We start from the raw sequence: 19425 nt of genomic DNA on the forward strand, positions 1-19425 counted from the left end.
ACCGCAGCAGCGGAAGCTACCCGATCAGATAGTCCGACAGGGGGAAGTGATCCTGCTCCTTGACCGCGGTGCGCACCGAGGTCGGCCGGAAGAGCGGGGCCTCTCCGGTGTTGTGGTTGAACCAATAGGAATTCGACGTCGCGCAGTTGCCGAGGTGGAACACCGAGCTGTCCAGCAGGCCCATCATCCGCTCGTAGAACGCGGTGTTGGCCTCTTCGGTGACCTCGAAGGTGCGCGCTTGGCGCCGCTGCAACTCACCGAACAGCCGGTTCATGTGCCGCATCTGGTATTCCACGGTGTTGAACCACGACAGCCCCACCCAGGCGAACGGGCTGGCCATGTTGATGAAGTTCGGAAACTGGGGCGCTGTCATGCCCTGGTAGGCCTGGAAGCGGGTCTCCCGCCACCACTTGCCCAGATTGCGCCCGCCGCGACCGACCACTTCGATCGCCGGCAGGTTGCCCTCCCAGACGTCGAAGCCCGTCGCCAGCACCAGGGTGTCGATCTCGCGCTTGGTGCCGTCGGCGGAGACGATGCCGTCCGGTTCGATCCGCTCGATGCCGGCGGTTTCCAGGTGCACGTGCGGCTTGGTGAACGTCGGGTAGTAGTCATTGGAGATCGACGGACGCTTGCAGCCGAAGTCGAAGTCGGGACGCATCTTGCGGGCCAGCTCGCGATCACGCACCGACTTGAGCCGATGCAGGGCGGATTGGGCCGCCATCGCCTTGTTGAGCAGCTTGAACCGCCGGTAGCGCCACATCGTCAGGACCATCATGAAGTCGGTGACGTTGTCGGTGATCCACCGCACGATGCGCTGGGTGAAGGGCACCCGGGCGAACATCCGCTGCACCACCGGCGGGAACGCCACATCGGATTTGGGCGTCACCAGGATCGGCGTGCGCTGATACACCGTCAGCTCGGCGACCTCTTTGGCCAACTCCGGGATCACCTGGATCCCGGTCGAACCGGTGCCGATGATGGCCGCCCGCCGCCCGGCCATGGAGTACTCGTGGTCCCAGGCCGCGGTGTGCACGATGCGCCCGGCGAAAGTGTCGATACCGGGGATGTCCGGTGTCTTCGGCTGGCACAAGAAGCCGGTAGCCACGATGAGGAATTGCGCCGTCAGGGTCTCGCCGCCGGCCACGCTCACCCGCCACACCTTGGCGTCCTCGTCCCACTGGGCGCCGTCGACGCAGGTGTTGAAGCGCATGAAGCGGCTCACGTCGTACTTGTTGGCGACGTGCTCGGCGTAGGCCTGGACCTCATGGCCCGGAGCGAACAGCCGCGACCAGTACGGGTTGGGCTCAAACCAATAGGAATAGGTCGTCGAGGGCTGATCGACGGAGAGGCCGGGATAGTGGTTGACCCGCCACGTCCCGCCGAGGCCGTCCTCGCGGTCGACGATCAGGATGTTCTGGTAACCCAGCCGGTTCAGTTGGATCGCCGCGCCGATTCCACCGAAGCCCGCTCCCACGATGATGGCCTCGTAGTGCTGGTACTGCTGGGTCCCCATAAGGTGAACACGCTACCGCAACTTCGCGGCACGCCGTTGTGCGCGCAGCCCGTTCGGACTGCGGACTGCACGAACCGGCGGTAAGGTAACGGACGCTGACCGGTCGCGGGATGGCGGCAATCACACCACAACAGGGCGACGGGTCTTAGTGTTTTGCCAATCTCGACGGTAAGCTTCGGCCCAGCCGCCGACTTCTTCGCGCGGTGCTCGACGACGGAAGTGACTTTGAGATGCCGATCTGGGTCCAGTTCCTCGGGCTGCTGGGCAGCCTGTTGGTCGTCGGATTGGTCTCCGCCACCGTCGCTCTCGCGGTTGGTCGCTACCGCCGCACCATGGACGTCAGAGACGACCCCCAGTACACGGCGACGCTGCAAAACCTGTCGCAGAGCTCAGTACGACGCCGCTTCGATCCGTTCACCGACATCGACTGGGACGCCCCCGAGAACGCCATCACCGCCGACGACCCGCGCTGGGTGCTGACCGACGACCCGCTGGGACGTACCGACTGGTATCGCAACCAGCCGCTGGACAAGCAGATCGCGATCGGGATGTGGCGCCAGGCCAACATCGCCAAGGTCACCCTGCAGTTCGAAAGCATGCTGATCCGGGGCCTGGTCCAGTACGCGTCCCGGGTGCCCAACGGCTCGCCCGAACACCGCTACTGCATGCACGAGTCCGTCGAGGAGTGCAACCACGTGCTGATGTTCCAGGAGCTGGTGAACCGCATCGGGTTCGACGTTCCGGGGATGCAGTGGTGGATGCGCTGGCTGTCCCCGCTGATGCCGCTGTACGCCGGGCCGTTCCCCAACGTGTTCTTCTTCGGGGTCCTGGCCGGCGAGGTGCCGGTGGACGTGATCCAGACCAACGCGCTGCGCGAGGCCGGCTCCGGGCATCCGGTGGTGGAGAAGGTGATGGCCATCCACATCGCCGAAGAAGCCCGCCACATCTCGTTCGCCGACGCGTACCTGCGCAAACGCGTGCCGAAGGTGTGGCGGATCAACCGGCTGTGGATGTCGGTGTACGTGCCGTTCGTCATGCGACTGCTGGCCAAGCCGATGGTGGTGCCGCCGCGCAGCTTCTTCCGGCAGTTCGAGGTGCCCCGATCGGTGCGCACGCAGCTGCGGTCCGGCTCGCCCGAGTCCCAGCAGGCGCTGAAAGACACGTTCGCCGACATCCGGATGCTCTGCGACGACATCGGTTTGATGACGGTCGCCGGGCGGTTGATGTGGCGCGTCTGCAAGATCGACGGAGCGCCGTCGCGCTACCGCGGCGAGCCGCAGCGCGCGCCGGTGGCGGGGCAAGTCACCGGGGTCAAAAGCGCCTCCTGAGCTGTGCCATACTTTCGGTATGGTGCGTTCCCCATCTGAGACCTTGGAAAAAGTCGGCGCCGATCTGGTCTACCGGATCTCGGCATTGCCGCTGTACAAGAAGGCCTTTAAGTACTGGTACCCATTCATGACCAAGCGGATGGGACACGACGACGTCGTCTTCCTGAACTGGGGCTACGAGGAGGACCCGCCGCTGGGCCTCAAGCTCGATCCGGCCGACGAAGAGAACCGGTACTCGATCCAGCTCTACCACCAGACGGCCACCCAGATCGACCTGGCGGGCAAGAAGGTGCTGGAGGTCAGCTCCGGCCACGGCGGCGGCGCCTCGTTCCTGGCCCGCACCCTCAAGCCGGCGTCCTACACCGGCCTGGACTTCAACCCCGACGGGGTGGCTTTCTGCCAGCGGCGCCACCAGGTGCCGGGCTTGGAGTTCGTGCAGGGCGACGCACTGAACCTGCCGTTCCCCGACAACTCGTTCGACGCAGTGGTCAACGTCGAGGCGTCGCACATCTACCCCGACTTCGCGCAGTTTGTTCGTGAGGTGGGCCGGGTGCTGCGTCCGGGCGGGCACTTCCTGCACACCGATTTCCGCGCCAAGGAGGACATCGAGTCCTGGCAGCAGACCCTGGCCACCCCGCCGTTGCGGGTGCTCAACGAGCGCGACATCAGCCGGGAGGTCGTCCGCGGCCTGGCGGCGAACTCGCCGCGTTCCAACGAGCTGATCAACGAGCGGATGCCGTTCTTCCTGCGTCGCTTCGCCCGGGAGTTCGCGGTGGTCGAGGGGTCGCTGTTCTACCGCGACCTGGACCGCGGTGAGATCACCTACCGGATCTTCGACCTCGTCAAGGACTGACTCCACCGAACTGTTCGAAGCGCCGGAGCGGGCCGGGACTTGTTCCCCCGCTCCGGCGCTTTATTTTCCGGCTGATGTCCCGTGAACCGGCGAGGCGAAACCGGGTTAGGGTGACGGCTGCAGTCATTGTCGGCCCGATCGCGGGCCGATCGCGCTGAAAACCCGACGATCGTGACGAGGGGCTAGCCAGATGGACCAGAGGGAACTGACGCGTCGGCTTCGCTTCCGCGCCAGCCTGTTCAAGATCGGCATCGATGGCCTGGTCGGGGTGGCCCGGGACCGGGCGAGCGCCTACCGGTACGCCCTGACCGGCCGCGAGACCGCCCCGTTGACCGACTTCGACCCCTTCGCTCGCGAAACGATGCTCGACCCCTACCCGGGATATCGCACCCTGCTGACCGGTCCCAAGGTCTGGTACAGCCGCAAACGCGGCATCTGGATCATTCCGGGCTACGACGAGGTCCGGCAGGCACTGCGCGACGACGAGGCGTTGTCCTCGGCGCAGAGCCAGGCCCGCTTCCGGGTCCGCTTGCAGACGATGAACGCCCAGGACCCGCCGGTGCACACCCGGCTGCGCCGGTCGGTGTCGCGGGCCTTCACCCCGCGCGCGATGAAAGCGTGGGAGGTCAACATCAACCGGGTCGCCGACGAACTCGTCGACGAGATGATCACCCGCGGCCGAGTCGAGATCGTCAACGATCTGGCCAAGCCGCTGCCGAACCGGTTGATCACGATGATGCTGGCGATCCCCCAGGAGGACCGCCACCAGTTCCTGGAGTGGGCCGACACCATCAACGAGGCGGCGTTCGCGCCGCTGACCCCGCGCGGCATGGCCCTGAACATGCGCTCGAGCAAGGCGGTCATCGCGATGCACCGCAGCCTCGATCCGATGATCAAGGAGCGGCGCGCCGCACCCGGCGACGACTTGATCTCGATGCTGGCGGCTCCGAGCGGCGAGGACACCCTCTCCGACGACGAGGTGTTCTGGAGCGCGTCGATGCTCGTCGGCGCCGGTAGTGAGACCACCACCAACCTGATCTCGGGCCTGTTTCTCACGCTGGCACAGCGCCCGGACGTCTACACCCGGCTGCGCGAGCACCCCGAGCTGATCCCCGCCGCCATCGAAGAGCAGCTGCGGCTGGTCTCCCCGGTGCAAGGGTTCTACCGGACCGCGACCCGCGACTATCGGGTCGGCGACCACACCATCCCGGCCGGTGCGCGGGTGCTGGTGCTGTACGCGGCAGGCAATCGCGATCCCGCGCACTACCCCGATCCCGACACCTTCGATCTGGACCGCAATCCGACCGACCACCTCGCGTTCGGCGGCGGCGCCCACTACTGCCTCGGCACACACCTGACCCGCATCGAGGTCAGCCGGGTGCTGACTCAGCTGATCCCCCACGTCGCCGAGATCCGGCCGGCCGGGAAGCACCGGTACCTGGTGAATGCCACGATGCGCGGCCTGGAGCACCTGCCGGTCGAGTTGGTGCCCGCGCAAGCGGGCGTGGATCCGGCGGCGGCCCCGTCCGGGCGTACCGGCACCCGATGAGTTCCGAGCCGGTAGCGCTGGTCACCGGGGCGACGAGCGGGATCGGTGAGGCGACCGCCGAGCGGTTGCAGGCCGCCGGCTACCGCGTGTTCGCGGTCGGCCGCAATCCCGAAGCGCTGCAACGCCTGGCATCGCGGGGACTGATCGCACGCGCACTCGACGTCACCGACGAGTCCGCGGTAGGAAGCCTGGTCGCCGAGATCGAAGCCGACCATGGCGCGGTGGACGTCCTGGTGAACAGCGCGGGTTTTCCACTGACCTGTCCGCTCGAGCAGGTGCCACTGACCGATCTGCGCCACCTGTTCGAAACCAATGTCGTTGCGGCACTGCACTTGTCGCAGGCCGTACTGCCGGCCATGCGGGAGCGCGGCAGCGGCATCATCGTCAACGTCGGCAGCACCGGGGGGCGCTTCGCCAGCCCGGGCGCCGGCGGCTATCACGTGGTCAAATACGGCATGGAGGCGCTGTCGCTGTCACTGCGTGCCGAGGTGGCGCCGTTCGGCATACGGGTGGTGTTGCTCGACCCGACCGCGGTGCGCACGCCGTTCGTCACCTCGCAGCAGGAGGCGCAGCCCGTCTACGCCCCCGACGACCCCTACGGCGCCTTCAAACGCCGCTACGCCGACAACACCCGGCGGCTGTCGGCGAAGCGCGGCGTGATGATCGAAGCCGACGTGGTCGCCCGTGCGGTGCTGCGCGCGGTCCGGTCGAAGAACCCCCGACCCCGCTACATCGTCGGAGCGTCGGGAAAAGCCACCGTGTTGGCCCGGGCACTGCTGACCGACCGGATGTGGGAGCGAATTGTGATGCGCCAGTTGCGCGACTGAGGCGGCAAAGACCCCGTGACCCAGTCACCGACGGGGCCCACCCGCCGTGACATACTGCCCCGGTGCCCACGATGAACCGCCTCATCTTCAACCCGGTCTCCCACCGAATCATGACGAACCCGTTCGTCTACCACCTGCTGTTCACCTCGTTCGTGACCAAGCGGTTCGCCACCCAGACCAAGATGCTCTCCGGTGATGACTGGCTGTTTTTGAACTACGGCTACGAAGAAGACCCGGCGATGGCGGTGCCGTTGGAACCCTCCGACGAGCCCAACCGGTTCTTCATCCAGCAGTACCACCGCACCGCAGCCCAAGCCGATCTGGCCGGCAAGAAGGTGCTCGAGGTCAGCTGCGGCCACGGCGGCGGCGCGTCCTATGTGGCCCGCACCTTCAAACCCGCCTCCTACACCGGCCTGGACCTCAATGAGACCGCGATCGAATTCTGCCGGGAGCGCCACCAGCTGCCCGGGATGGAGTTCGTGCAGGGCGACGCCGAGAACCTGCCTTTCGACGACGGCTCATTCGACGTGGTGTTCCAAGTGGAGGCCTCACACCTGTACCCGCACCCGGCCAAGTTCTTCAACGGCGCGGCACGGGTGCTGGCCCCGGGCGGGCACTTCCTCTACACCGACTTCCGCCGCCGCAGCGAGCTGGCCCGCTGGGACGCCGAGCTGGCCGACACGGGATTGCGGCTGGTGTCGCAAGAGGACATCAGCATGGCGGTGCTGCGCGGCAACGAGAAGAACCTGGCCCGCAAGCAGGACATGATCGCCCATCACGGCAGCCTGGCCCGCTTCGCCAGTGCTGCCACCGACTGGACCTTCAATGGCGCCCTGAAGAACGGCGAGTTCGTCTACCGGCTGTACCACTTCACCAAGGACTAGATCAGCCCTGGCCGCGGAGACGGCCGCACCAGAGACGGCGCTAGAGTCCGCGGCTACCGAGCCAAGCGTGGATCCGGTCGGCCACCGACTCCCAGCCCGGCTCCAGCATCATGTTGTGCCCCATGTCGGGAAAAAACTCCGCCTCGGTGCGGTAGGCACGCGCCGTCGCTCGCACCTCCTTCTGCGTGTGCGCGGCGTCCTGTTCGGCGCCCAGCACCAGTAGCGGCGTCGTCACCCGGTCGGGGCGAGGCAGTTTGAGCACCAGACAGTCGATGCTGACCCGCGAGCTGTCCTCCTGCAGGCGCGAGGCGCAGTCGGCGACCACCTCCTCCGGGGTGTTCGCGGAGAAGAACTTCTCCCGGGCCTGCGCCGGCGTGTTGATGTAGCGCAGTGACTTCCCGGTGATCGCCATCTTCACGGCCTGCCCCGGCCGGTGCCGCAGCCAGCGCAGGCTCGACCCCAGGTTGCCCTGCGGGGGGATCGAGGCCATCAGCACCCCGGCCGGCGCGGCGTGCGACTCCAGGTATTTCTGCACGATCAGCCCGCCCATCGAGTGGCCGATGACCACCGGGGGCACCGGCAGACTGTCGGCAACCGAGGCGATGTCGGCGACGTAGTCAGCAACGGTGCAGTCGCGCAACGGCTTGTCGAGCCCGCTGGCGCCGTGACCGCGGAAACTGACCGCCACCGCGCGGTAGCCGTGGTCGGCGAAGTAGCCGAGGAAATGCTCATTCCAGCACCAGGCGGCGTGCCAGGCGCCGTGGACGAACAGCAAGGGAACAGGATGGGCTTCGCTGACACAGCCCTTGTCGATCACCTCAAGCACCACACCGCTCCCCCTGTCCGGCGATCGGCCGTCCCCTGACGCCGTCGGCGACCGGGTCCCTCCCCTACCCGTGTTGCGCGTCGAAAGTGGAGTGCGCCGCGCCAGCAACGGTAGCAGCGGACCGTGCGGAACGATACGGTAGGCGGCAACCAGCAACCGGTTGGCCCATCCGGGCGTCACCCGGCCTTTGCCTGCGGCCAGGCCGTCGACTGCTGCCTGGGCGACCTTGTCCACCGACTTCCACATCACCGCGGGCATTACCTGTTTGCGTTCCCCCTCGCGGAACCCGGCGGCGATATCCAATCGGGTGTCCACCGGGCCCGGGCACAGGGCGGTGGCGGTGACCCCGGTCCCGCGCAACTCGGCCCGCAGACTTTCGGTGTAGGAGGCGACGAACGCCTTGGCGGCGCCGTAGCTCGCCTGCCCGGGCAGCGGCCCGAACGCGGCGACCGACGACACATTCAACACGGCACCGCGTCCCCGCTCCACCATGCCCGGCAGGAACCTGGTGCACAGGTCGACCACCGCGGCGACATCGACCTCGACCAGGCTGAGTTGGCGCTCCGGTTCCGCGGTCGCCGCCAGCGCCACCACCGCCAGGCCTGCGTTGTTGACCAGGACATCAGGCACCAGGCCCAGCTCGGCGATCCGGTCCGGCAAGGCTGCGCGTTCGGTGCGGCAGGACAGGTCGGCCGGCAGCACGTGCACCGGCCGGGGACTGAGCTCGGCAGCCAGCGCGTGGAGGCGATCGGCGCTGCGCGCCACCACGATCAGCTGGTGGCCGCGGCGGGCGAGCTCACGCGCTACCGCCGCGCCGATCCCCGACGAGGCGCCGGTGACGATGGCTGCGCGGTCGGGACCGGGTGCTGGTAAAGCCACGGGCTCACCCTATCGTCCGGTGCGCCGTCGATCGCGCCACGGCAAGGATCTGACGCTAGTGCAAATTGTAGACACCTCGACAGGCGCTGGGATGTGTTCCTGTGTACGCTGACGCGGACATGTGTGTGGACTAAATGGGGGAATTTTGATGACACGCTCTGGCTACCGGTGGATGACGGTCGGTTTGGCAGCGGGGGGCTGCGCCGGTCTGATGGGGTTGACTTCGATGCTCAGCGCGGGGTTCGCGCTGGGTGAGGACACCGCGCTCATCATGGGCTCGGCGCTTCAGCCGACCCCGAAGGACTCTTACATCGACCAGGTCATGCGCGATTTCCTCAACCCGCAGAACCCTTTTCCCGGGCAGCCGACCTTTCCCGGCTACACCCCCGTGGGGGTGACCACACCGGAGACCGATTACGGCCCCGGGCTGACCCAGGGGGTCGCCGACATCCACAAGGCGATCATGGATCACCTGGCCGACGGCGACAACCTCACCGTCTGGGGCTACTCGATGAGCGCCGCGGTGGCCACTCAGGAATTGGTCAACCTGCTGGCGCTGCCGCCCGGCGAGCAGCCGAATCCGGATCAGTTGAGCTTTGTGTTGCTGGAGAACCTCGGCAACCCCAACGGCGGGTTCTTCACCCGCTTCGATTCCGGCATGCCGATGACGCCCACGGACGGGATTTACCACACCGACATCTACACCATCCAGTACAGCGGGGCGACCGACTTCCCGAAGTATCCACTGAACTTCTTCGCGCTGGCCAACGCGATGGCCGGCTACGTCAACCTGCACCCGGCGCTGCTGCCGGGGTGGCCGACGACATTCGACCCGAGTGCGGTTGCCGACGCGGTGCAGCTGCCGACCTCGGGAGACATCAACACCGATTACTTCCTCATCCCGACCCAGAACCTGCCGTTGCTCGACGGCATCCGTTGGATGCCTTTCTTCGGGCCGGCGATGGCCGACCTGATTCAGCCCGCCCTGCGGGTGTTGGTCGACCTCGGCTATGACCGCACCGATCCCGCCGATGTCGTCACGCCGGTGTCGTGGAGCCTGCCGACGATCGACTGGGACACCGTGTCCCAACAACTGCAGCTCGGGTTCGAGCAGGGCTGGATCGCCGCCCAGGTCGACCTGGGCATGCTGCCGGAAACCGAGCTGCCGGACCTGTACCCGTACCTGCCGGACATCTCCGGTTTGATCGGCATCTAAGACACCGCGGAAACCATCGAGTCGGCCGGTCCGAATCGGGCCGGCCGACTAGGTGGCGGTGACGTCGAACACGGCATCCCAGAGCCCCTGGACATCGAAGGGCCCGATGATCCCGCTGTTGTCGGCGATGTTGTAGAGGTAATCGCCCAAGAAGTCGTGGATCTGCTCGACCGAAGGCAGGAAGCCGGTGGTGTCGATCACCGCGTCGGGCGGAAGCGGATTCTTCAGGTCCAGCAGCACCGTGCCCAGCCGCCACAGCCAGGCTTCGTAGTCGATGATCTCCGGGGTCGAGATGTTGGCGGTGCCCTCGTCGTAGTGGGCCAGCCACTGGTCGATCACCGGGTTACCCGGCCACAGGTCACCGACCCCCTTCGCCAGCACGTAGTAGCTGGGCAGCGACCAGGTGGCGGGATCCAGGAGGTCGCCGGCCGGGTCAGGCAGCAGGCAGGGTCCGGGGCAGAACGGGCTGCCCGGGACGAACGGGTTGAAGGCCACCAGCATCGAGGCGAGGACGGCCTGCATGGCCCTGCCGAACTCCACCAAGTCGGGCAGCACGAACTTGTCGGGGTCAAACGGCTGCATCAAGCTGTTGAAGAAGTTGATGAACGGCTGGTCGAAGTCCATCGCGTATGACGTTCCGGCCCAGGGCATCAGCGGGGTGTCCGGGTCGATGTTCGGGTAGTCCTCGGGGTTGAGGCCCAGTTGCTCGAGGGTGCGGCTGCCCTCCCAGTAGAACCCGTCGTGGGCCAGCCCGCTGTTGATCATGCCGGGTGAATTCGGGTCGAAGTAGTAGGAATTGCCGTCCATCATGTCCGAGAACGGGACCTGGAACCAGTTCTCGATCAGCGGGAACTTCTGCAGGCCGGTGGCGATCAGCAGGCTCCAGATGGTCTGGTCGATCCAGGTGAAGCCGGTGATGGGGCTGGTCGGCATGGCCGGCAGGCAGTCCAGGCTGGCACAACTCGGGTGCACCGGGATCTCGACGTTGGCCAGCATCGACAGTTGCTGGCCCAGACCCGGGTAGAAGAAATCTCCTTCGTGGCCCGCCCCGGACAGCTCCGGGAACGGCACCAGCAGCTGGATGACCGACTCGAAGTGGCCGAGGTCGCCCGGATCCTCACCCCAGATGTTGGTCGGGCTGCCGACGAACCAGGGCCCGCTGTAGAACAGGGACCTCGACAGCGTGTCCAGCGCGTGGATCTCATTCGCCGGAATGTTGACCAGCGCCTGGAACAGATTCAGCGGGACGCTCATCAACGACTCGCCGGCGGTGAGACGCTGCGCGAGGTGTACCGCGGTGGGCTCTGGGGCGCGCACTACCGCCGGAGCGACGGCGATGAGGCCCGCTGTGGTGATCGCCAGCCCGGCACTGCCGTACGAGCGCAGGGCAGCAACCATCCCGATGATCCTCCGATTGCAGTGAGCCGACGTACCTCTGAGAGCCGTAAGTAATCTACCAAAGCGTTAAATAAGTGCAACGCGTCACACCGAAGTCCGCCCGGGCGGAAGCGCACGACAGCCCGGCCGCGTAGCTGCGGGCCGGGCTGCCGTGGGTGCCGGTCTAGAAGTTGAACCAGCTCGACATCTCGGCCCACAGGTCGGTGAGCCCCAGATAGACGCTGTCGTGCTCGGGGTCCAGGGCGTGCAGGAAGTCGTCCCAGACCAGCAGCGAGTTCTTGCCGCCGTATTCGCCGATAACCTGGTCGGCCAGATCCTTGGTCGGATCCCAGGTCGGCGGCATGTAGTAGCCGGTCTCGGGGTTAATCGGCCACGGCCCCAGCAGGCCCGGGTCGGTCATGATCCCGCCGTTGACGACCAGGGCCGGCAACCAGGGGTTGATGGCCGCGAGCGAGTCGATGATCTGGTTGTGGGTGTCCGCATCGAAGGTGAACATACCGGTCTGCAGCGCCGAGATACCGGCCAGGATCTGCTCGTCGGTTCCGCCGTTGGCATTGCCGACGGCGTTGTCGCCCGCTTGCTCGGTCAGGTCGATCCACTGCTGGATCAGCGGGTTGGGGGCGCCGATGCCCTGGATTGACTTGACCAGGTCCAGGGTGGTCACGCCCCACGGCGGGGAGACCGGCGGCATATTGCACAGGCCCGGGCACATCGGGCTGCCCGCGACGTAGGGGTTGAAGTCGACGACCATCCCGGCGATCAGGGCTTTCATCGCCTGGAAGACCTCTTCCGGGCCGGCGAAGTGGAAGCCGGTGAGCGGGTCGTCGCCGTTGACGCTCCAGTCGACCGGCTGCATCAGGCTGTCGAACCACTTCTGCATCGGGCCGAAGGGGTCCAGCTTGAAGGTCAGACCTGCCCAGGGCATCAGGTTGACCTGGTTGCCGAACGCGTCTTTGAGGGGTTCGCCGTTTTCGTCGAGAATGGTATGCGTTCCCGGGTAGCCGAAGCCGGGCTGAGCCTCACCGGACCATGGCTTCCCGCCGTACATGGGCCCGCCAGGCACCGCGCCGCCCTCACCGACACCGGCGTCCGGGTTGGCGATACCGCCGGAGGTGGGGTTGTCGGGGTCGCTCCACGGAGTGTCCGGGAACTTGTAACCGTTCAGCATGTCCTGGATCGGCACCTTGAGCCAGTACTTGAACAGGTCCAACTGGTTGTCGTCGTTGGGGAAGTTGGTGAACTTCGCGAAGAAGTTCAGCATTGCGTCCAAACCGGTGATCCCGGTGATCGGCTCGACCGGCGACATCGGGTAGCACTGGATCGAGTCACACGACGCGCTGATCGGCAGCAGGGCCGCGGCGAACATCGCGAACTGCTGACCCCAGCCCGCGGTGCCGTTGGCCAGGGCATCCGGGTCGATCGTGGGGTCGTACAGGCCAGAGAGCTGCGGCGCGAACGGGAACAGGTAGTCCATCACGGCCATGAAGTGGCCCGGGTCGCCCGGGTCCTCACCCCAGATGTTGGTGGCGCTCGGGGTGAACCAGTTGCCGGTGAAGAAGAACGAGTTGGCCAGCACGTTGGTGGCCGACACCTCGTTGTAAGGGATGTTGACGAGGTCCTGGAACAGGTTGAACGGAATGTTCAGGAAGGAGGCCTCGGCGGCCAGCGCCACCGCCCGCTCCGCGGCCGTCAGTCCCGGTGTCCACGGATTGACCGGAGCGACCGGGGCCAGCGCCACGACGCTCGCGGCGGCGACGGCCGCCCCCGCGGTCAGGTGGCGGCGCTGCGATCCCGCACGATGTGCAACGGCGAACGATCGACGCTCCGGCACCGCGCGGTGCCGGCCGGCGTTGGTATACCCACGCTCACGGGCTACACCATGCTTCACATTTCCCCCTTGAGTCCCTTACAGACCGTGACAGCATATCGGCGTCACGACCCGGTGTCTAAGCGAGTACGAGTTAATTTACATACGGTGCGAAGTAACGTCTGCTAAGTCGCACATCATGGTCATCTTTGGCTGATCTTCTGGTCGATATTCGCAGGCGGTCGGACGGCAGCACCCGCGCTGTCGGCTCAGCGGGACGATACCGCACCGCGCGACCGCCTGCGGGAGGAGCAAGTGAGCCCGTGACGCCGGCCTAGAACAAAGTGGTCAGGTCCCCCAATCCGAAAGCGTCGAGCAGCCCGGTGAACACGTCCGCGCTCCCCGCAGCAGCGCCACCGGCGTCCCCGGTGTCAGTGGCCGCCCCGAGCACCGGGGTCAGGTCGTCGAAGTCCACCGGCTGGTAGCCGGCTGAGTTCGCCCAGTCGGCGAAGAACTGCTGAACCCCGGAGGCCTGCATGAAGTCGATGAGCTGCTGCATCATCGGTGACGGCGGGACGGAGATCGGGGTGTCGACATTGGCCGGCGGGTCATCCGGCGACGGGTTGCCGGTATCGAACCACTGCTGCAGCGACTGCGACACCGCGTCGTTGAGGTCGACCTGGTGCGGAGTCGGGCCGTTGGCCATCCCGTAGTAGGCGTTCAGCGGGCTGTCCGCATTGGCCCGGGTGAGCCAGTCCTCCAGGTAGGGGTTGCCGGGCCACATCTTGTCCAGGTCCGTCACCAGTGCCAGCGGCGTCGCCGACGGATTGGCCAGGCAGGTGGTCCCGCAGAACGGGTCCCCGGGAGACGAGGGGTCGAAAGCGATGATCTGGCCCGCGGTCATGGTCTGCAGTGCCCGGCCGAACTCTTCGAAGGTGGGGATCTGGAAGCCGCTGGCGTAGGTATTGAGGTCGACCGGAGCCTGCAGGCTGTTGAAGAAGTTCTGGAACGGATACAGCAGGTCGAGCTTGAACGTCTCGTTGGACCACGGCATCAAGTTGACCGGGTTGCCGTTGCCGTTGACGACCTCATCGGTGCCGGGAACGACGTGAATGCCCTGCGACTGGGTGGCGGCGTCCTGGGGCAGGTTGGCGATGTCACCTGGGGTCGCCGGATGGGTGCCGACGAAACCGAGGGTGGGGTCGCTGGGCACCGAGCCGTCGGGGTTTCCCGCGGCATCGGTTCCGATCCCCATCGCCGGATTGATCACGGTGGGAAAGGTGTAGCCATTCTGCAGATCCGATAGCGGGACGCCGAACCAGTTCTGGAATATCGGGTAGGGCTGAATTCCCGAGAGCGCGGCAAAAAACCAGGCATTGTGGTCGAAGAACGAGGAGCCGGTTATCTCGCTCGACGGCAACAGCGGCGCACTGTAGTCGGCGTCACTGGATGCACTCGTCGGGATCTCGGCATCGGCGAGCAGGGTGAACTGCTGGCCCAGACCCAGGTGCCCGGCTGCTGCCTCGTCCCAGTCGAAGCCGGGAGCACCCGGTTCCGGGCTGCCCTGCCCGGAGATCTGGCTGAACGGGAACGCCATGTCGATGACGCCCATGAAGTGGCCCGGGTCGCCGGGGTCCTCCCCCCAGATGTTGGTCGCGCTCGGCGACCACCAGTTACCGCTGTAGATCAGGGCGTTCCCCAGGATGGTCATCGCCCCGATCTCGGTGCTGGGCACGTTGACCAGCGCTTGGAACAGATTCAACGGGACGTTCAGCAGCGAGTCGGTGCCGCTGAGCAGCAGCAGTTCGCGCTCGACGGCCGACATCGGTGTCGTCGCCACCGGCGTGACCAGAGCGGCGGCGACCAGGCCGGCCGCCGCCACAGCGGCGAGCTTCGCCTCGGGTGGGCGCATTGCTGCGTCTTTGTTGAAGTTCACGGATCCCCCCGGCCCCAGGCGTTACATAAGACCGGCTGAATCTACACCAAACGGTACGCCCACACCACTAAAGGCAATACTTTGTGATCGTTACCGCAGTGCTAAAGGCTATCTCGCCTATAGAAAGAGCCAATTCATCCAAAACGTATCATTTGGTCAGCCAGGCGCGATTGCCGTAGCTGTCCAGATGGACCACTTCGCCGACCGGTCGGCGGGTGGTGGGACCGTAGCGCCCGCGCGGCCACCCCAGCGGCACGATGCAGCACGGCGTCACCGCGTGCGGCAGACCCAAGATGCGCCGCGCCGCGCGCTGACTCCACAGCGGCAGCGTGATCAGCGAGGCGCCCAGCCCCATGGCGCGCGCGGCCAGCAGCAGGTTCTGCACGCTGGGATAGATGGAGCCCCAGTAGGCCGACTCGGCGATGTGCGGCATCCGCACCACCGGCAGCCGCCCCTCTCGGGCGCCCAGCCGTAGGCAGGCCACCACCAGCACCGGAATCTCGGCGAAGTGGTCGATCTGCCACTCCATCGCCCGCGCGATGCCGGCGATCGCCGGGTCGGTCTTGAGTCTGCGCCGCAGCACCACCCCGCGCTGGAGCTTCCAGGCCTGCCGGTACCGCTTGGCCAGTTCTTCCTTGACCCGCCGGTCCCGCACGACGATGAACTCCCAGTTCTGCCCGTCGTTACCGGTGGGCGCGCGCTGCGCCAGCTCGATGCACTTAAGCACCACGGCGTCGTCGACCGGTTCGGAGTACACCCGCCGCACCGCGCGCTGGGTCATCATCGCCTCGCCCAGCGGCATATCGAGGCGGGCCAGCGCCTCGGCCGGGGCGGGCACGTGGGTGGGAATGAACCGCGGGGCGTCCGGTGCCGTCATTTTCCGGCCCTGTCGCCCAGCCACTCCGCGGTGAACCGCTGGATCGCGGGGATGCCCTGGGCGAATTCCTTCGCCAGGAAACTCTCGATGGGGCCGCCGACCAGCGGGATCTTGAACTCGATGGTCCCGGTGAGATCCATCCGCGAGCCACTGCCGGTGGGTTGCAGAACGGCGGTCCCGCCGCCGCGGCCCGGCGCCCCGACCACCGCGACGTCGATGTCGCCGGTGACCCGGCCGTCGGAGGTAGGAGTCCAGACCTCGGTGGTGACGATGTTGAGGTCGCCGCGGTAGACCTTGGTCAAAATTCCCGGCAGCGCGCCGTGGCGCAGGTCTTCGGTGACCACCACGCGCACCGCGCCGTCGGCGTCGACGGTCAGGGAGTCCAGCGTCTTCGCCCCGCCGTCAAACTCGGCGTTGCGGGCGAGCCAGTAGTCGCGCGAGCCGAACGCGGAGTGCACCTGCTCGACGCTCGCGGGCGACTCGAACACGATCTCGAAGGAACGCGGCATGGGTACCTTTCCCTACTTGCCGAACAAGCGGCTCGCCAGGCCCGCGGCGAACGTGCGGACCCGGTCCAGCTGCTCGGGCTGGACGTTGGTGGGCGGCAGGCGCAGACCCAGGTAACGCTTGCGGTAGCGCCCGGTGCCCAGGTAACTGGTCAGCGACAGCATCGAGTGCAGCGGGTCGCCGGGATAGGTGAAGTGGATCTCGTCGGTGTAGCGGCCACCGCACTGCTCCCCCAGTCGAGCGACCTCGGCGTAGTTCTCCTGCCAATACTCCCGACACACGGTGAACACCGCGAACGGCTTGCCGTCCAACAGCTTTCGCGCCTCTTCGGTTTGCAGGAAGGACCGGATCGGCATGGCCGGCGCCTTCCACCAGGTCGGTGAGCCGATGCAGATCAGGTCGTAGTCGCCGTCGCGCACCGCGTCGGGGGTGCGGATCTCACCGGTCTCGCCGCGCTGCTGGGCCTTGAGCACGCTGAGCATGTCCGGCCACACCCGCCGCATGGGGAACCGCGAGAACCGCTGCGCGTAGCGCGGATCGGTGAACTCGATGCCGGCTTTGACCACCTCGCAGCCGCGCTCGGCGAACACCTCGCCGGCGGTCTCGAGCACCTTGAGCGCCTGCCCGCTGTAGCTGTAGTACAGCAACAAGATCCGCGGCGCCCGCTGGTTGCCATTGGTCTCATCCGCCATGTCTGCCTCCTGGTTCATGCGGCGGTCCCAGCTTCGGCTCTCCTCCGTCGAGCCTCGCTGAACCACCGGGTTCATGCGGCGGTCCCAGCTTCGGCTCTCCTCCGTCGAGCCTCGCTGAACCGCCGGGTTCATGCGGCGGTCCCAGCTTCGGCTCTCCTCCGTCGAGCCTCGCTGAACCGCCGGGTCCGGCCGTGCGGTGCATCGAGTGCCCTCCCAGCGTATTAGGCTCGCCGACGTGGCAGACAAGATCCCCGTCGACCTGCACGGTGCCGCGGCGACCATGTTGACGACGCTGTACCTCAAAGCACTCGACGCCGATTTCGACTCCCCGGTCCTGGGCGATCGGTACGCCAAGGAAGCGGTCGAGCGTATCGACTTCGATTGGGACGCACTCAAAGCGCCCGGCCGGTGGGCGCCGCTGGTGACGGTGCGCACCGCCCAGTACGACATCTGGGCGCGCCAGTTCCTGGCCGCTCACCCGCAGGCCACCGTCATCCACCTGGGCTGCGGTCTGGACGCCCGCGTCTTCCGGATCGACCCGGGCCCGGAGGTGGCCTGGTACGACGTCGACCAGCCGCCGGTGATCGCGTTGCGTGAGCAGATCTATCCCGACCGCCCCGGCTATCACCTGGTGGCGACGTCGGCGACCAACCCGTCCTGGCTGGACGACATTCCCGCCGATCGCCCGGTGCTGCTGCTGGCCGAGGGCATCAGCATGTACCTGACCGAATCCGACGGGGTGGCGCTGCTGCAGAGCATCGTCGAGAGGTTTCCTGCCGGCGAACTGCAGATCGACTTCTACAACTGGCTGGGGGTCAAGACGCAGAAGACGCACCGGCTGCAGCGCCAATCCGGGGCCACGCTGCACTGGGCGGTCAACGACCCGGCCGACATTCTCGACAAGGTCACCGGAATCCGGCTGCTGGCCGCCGCCAACCTCTTCGACGCGCAGACCTTCAGCCGGGTGCCGGCCGGATTCCGGCGATCCAGCCGGGTGGCTCGCGCGGTGCCGCCGCTGCGCGGAATGCTGCAGTACCACCGCTACGCCTTCGGCCCGGTCAGCTGACGCCGGCGGCGGCGTGCTGCTCGGCGATGCCGCACAGCAGCGAGCGGATCGCCTCCACCGAGCGCTCCGGCTCGGGCCCGTGCGAGTGGTACTCGATGTTGAGCTGGCCGGCGAAGATCTGGGTGAAGTAGATATCGATGCCGGCGCTGACGGCGAAGTACAGCTCGCCGTGCGTGGTGGTCACCTCCACACCCGGTGGGGTCCGCACCGGCGGCACCAGACCGTTGTTACTCAGTACCACGACGTCCGGCATACCGGGCGGGTTGCCGACGTACTGCGGGCTGAAGTGCAGCCGGGACTGCTGGATCACGCCCTCGTCGAGGTCCTTCTGGAAGTTCTCGGCGATCTCGCGGGCCATGTCGACCAGCTCAGTCTTGGCATCGATCTCGGCGAGGTAGGTGGCCAGCCCGATCGGGTTGGTGCATCCGGTGGCCGAAACCGGCGGGGACAGAAAATATCTCAGGTCCACGGTGTAGATGTAGGGCACCGGGATGCGCAGCTTGCCGCGTAACTGCCATTCGGCCATCAGCACCGCCGCCGAGAGCACCGCGTGCAGACTCAGGTCGTGCGCCCGGCCGAACGCGACCACGGCGTCGGTCTGGCTCTCGGTCAGCCGGCACGACGCCATCGGGACCAGTACCGGTTCCGACGGCGTCTCCTGCGAGAGGGCTCGGCGCGTCGGCGGCAGGTCATAGGCGAACAGCGCCGGCATGAACCGCTCGATCCCGGAACGCTGCTGCTTCTCGATCCCCCGGTCGGCCAGCACCGCCTCGATCGACTGCGGCGCGGGCTCGACATTGATCGCACCGACGCGTCCGGTGGTGACCAGGTCGGTGTAGAAGGCGAGCATCTCTTCGATCAGCGCATACATGTGGTGGCCGTCGGCGACGGCGTGATGCACATACAGCGTCGGCTGCGCCTGCCCGTCGCGGATGATCACCCGCATCGCGACCAGCGACTCGGTCTGGTCGAAGTGCGGGGCCGGCGGCTGGGCATCGGGTCCGTCAAGTTCGATCACCTCGATGCCGTCGGGCATCAGGTCGTCGGTGACGAACTGGTGCCTGCCGTCGGGCAGTCGCTCGAGTCGCCCGGTGAGGATGGGGTGCGCCTCCAGCAGCGCCTCGTAGGCCTCGGAGAGCAGATCGATGTCGACCGGACCGGTGAGGTGGGCGGCGAGACCCACGAAGTTGTGGGTCTCGGCGAGCATCTCCTCACTATTCGCAAGCTTCCGAATGACCGACGTGGCAAACACTTTCGGATTCTCTCC

16 protein-coding genes and 1 pseudogene are annotated in these 19425 nt (G+C 66.7%); 7 read left to right on the forward strand and 10 right to left on the reverse strand.

Annotation, left to right across the window (positions count from 1 at the left end):
* Positions 1-16: 16 nt before the first annotated feature.
* Complete coding sequence (locus tag A5771_RS03610; protein WP_064853834.1) at positions 17-1513, reverse strand: flavin-containing monooxygenase; 1497 nt, start codon at positions 1511-1513, stop codon at positions 17-19.
* A gap of 230 nt (positions 1514-1743) precedes the next feature.
* Here A5771_RS03610 and A5771_RS03615 point away from each other — a divergent pair, with 230 nt between their 5' ends.
* The 5 genes from A5771_RS03615 to A5771_RS03635 all read left to right on the forward strand — a co-directional run bounded on the left by A5771_RS03615 (position 1744) and on the right by A5771_RS03635 (position 6954).
* Positions 1744-2841, forward strand: a complete 1098-nt coding sequence (locus tag A5771_RS03615; RefSeq protein WP_207545380.1) for an AurF N-oxygenase family protein — start codon at positions 1744-1746, stop codon at positions 2839-2841.
* 19 nt (positions 2842-2860) lie between these two features.
* Positions 2861-3694 (forward strand): phthiotriol/phenolphthiotriol dimycocerosates methyltransferase, encoded by an 834-nt coding sequence (locus A5771_RS03620; protein WP_082947037.1) that lies wholly within the window; start codon positions 2861-2863, stop codon positions 3692-3694.
* A gap of 190 nt (positions 3695-3884) precedes the next feature.
* Entirely contained in the window at positions 3885-5243 is a 1359-nt protein-coding gene (locus tag A5771_RS03625) for a cytochrome P450 (protein ID WP_064853836.1), read from the forward strand.
* On the forward strand, positions 5240-6070 hold the full coding sequence (locus A5771_RS03630; RefSeq protein WP_064853837.1) for an SDR family NAD(P)-dependent oxidoreductase: 831 nt from the start codon (positions 5240-5242) through the stop codon (positions 6068-6070). Before A5771_RS03625 ends, A5771_RS03630 begins: the two co-directional genes overlap by 4 nt.
* Positions 6071-6141: 71 nt before the next feature.
* Entirely contained in the window at positions 6142-6954 is an 813-nt protein-coding gene (locus A5771_RS03635) for a phthiotriol/phenolphthiotriol dimycocerosates methyltransferase (protein ID WP_064853944.1), read from the forward strand.
* A 40-nt stretch (positions 6955-6994) separates the two neighbouring features.
* Here A5771_RS03635 and A5771_RS03640 read toward each other — a convergent pair whose 3' ends face one another.
* Positions 6995-7780 carry an alpha/beta hydrolase gene (locus tag A5771_RS03640; RefSeq protein ID WP_064853945.1) on the reverse strand — a complete coding sequence of 262 codons (786 nt, stop codon included), beginning with the start codon at positions 7778-7780 and terminating at the stop codon, positions 6995-6997.
* Between the two features lie 87 nt (positions 7781-7867).
* Positions 7868-8659: pseudogene (locus A5771_RS21615) on the reverse strand (SDR family NAD(P)-dependent oxidoreductase); the annotation flags it as partial.
* 148 nt (positions 8660-8807) lie between these two features.
* Between A5771_RS21615 and A5771_RS03645 the strand changes: the two are divergent.
* Positions 8808-9875 carry a PE-PPE domain-containing protein gene (locus tag A5771_RS03645; RefSeq protein WP_234782931.1) on the forward strand — a complete coding sequence of 356 codons (1068 nt, stop codon included), beginning with the start codon at positions 8808-8810 and terminating at the stop codon, positions 9873-9875.
* 48 nt (positions 9876-9923) lie between these two features.
* Here A5771_RS03645 and A5771_RS03650 read toward each other — a convergent pair whose 3' ends face one another.
* From A5771_RS03650 to A5771_RS03675, 6 genes are all read right to left on the reverse strand, one after another.
* Positions 9924-11273, reverse strand: a complete 1350-nt coding sequence (locus A5771_RS03650) for a hypothetical protein (protein WP_064853839.1) — start codon at positions 11271-11273, stop codon at positions 9924-9926.
* Positions 11274-11436: 163 nt separating this feature from the next.
* Positions 11437-13161, reverse strand: a complete 1725-nt coding sequence (locus tag A5771_RS03655; protein ID WP_131808889.1) for a hypothetical protein — start codon at positions 13159-13161, stop codon at positions 11437-11439.
* Between the two features lie 253 nt (positions 13162-13414).
* Positions 13415-15016: a hypothetical protein gene (locus A5771_RS03660; RefSeq protein ID WP_064853841.1), complete on the reverse strand. Its 1602-nt coding sequence runs from the start codon at positions 15014-15016 to the stop codon at positions 13415-13417.
* A gap of 148 nt (positions 15017-15164) precedes the next feature.
* Positions 15165-15893, reverse strand: a complete 729-nt coding sequence (locus A5771_RS03665; RefSeq protein ID WP_064853842.1) for a nitroreductase family protein — start codon at positions 15891-15893, stop codon at positions 15165-15167.
* On the reverse strand, positions 15890-16402 hold the full coding sequence (locus A5771_RS03670) for a DUF2505 domain-containing protein (RefSeq protein ID WP_064853843.1): 513 nt from the start codon (positions 16400-16402) through the stop codon (positions 15890-15892). The genes A5771_RS03665 and A5771_RS03670 overlap by 4 nt, the downstream gene beginning before the upstream one ends.
* Positions 16403-16414: 12 nt before the next feature.
* Positions 16415-17110 (reverse strand): flavodoxin family protein, encoded by a 696-nt coding sequence (locus tag A5771_RS03675; protein WP_064853844.1) that lies wholly within the window; start codon positions 17108-17110, stop codon positions 16415-16417.
* Between the two features lie 217 nt (positions 17111-17327).
* On the opposite strand from A5771_RS03675, the gene A5771_RS03680 reads away from it, so the two are divergent.
* Positions 17328-18158 carry a class I SAM-dependent methyltransferase gene (locus A5771_RS03680; RefSeq protein ID WP_064853845.1) on the forward strand — a complete coding sequence of 277 codons (831 nt, stop codon included), beginning with the start codon at positions 17328-17330 and terminating at the stop codon, positions 18156-18158.
* On the opposite strand, the gene A5771_RS03685 is transcribed toward A5771_RS03680, so the two are convergent.
* Complete coding sequence (locus tag A5771_RS03685) at positions 18151-19410, reverse strand: phthiocerol/phthiodiolone dimycocerosyl transferase family protein (protein ID WP_064853846.1); 1260 nt, start codon at positions 19408-19410, stop codon at positions 18151-18153. The genes A5771_RS03680 and A5771_RS03685 overlap by 8 nt on opposite strands.
* Positions 19411-19425 lie beyond the last annotated feature (15 nt).

It is taken from the genome of Mycolicibacter sinensis (genome assembly GCF_001667375.1).
Taxonomy (GTDB): Bacteria; Actinomycetota; Actinomycetes; order Mycobacteriales; family Mycobacteriaceae; genus Mycobacterium; species Mycobacterium sinense_A.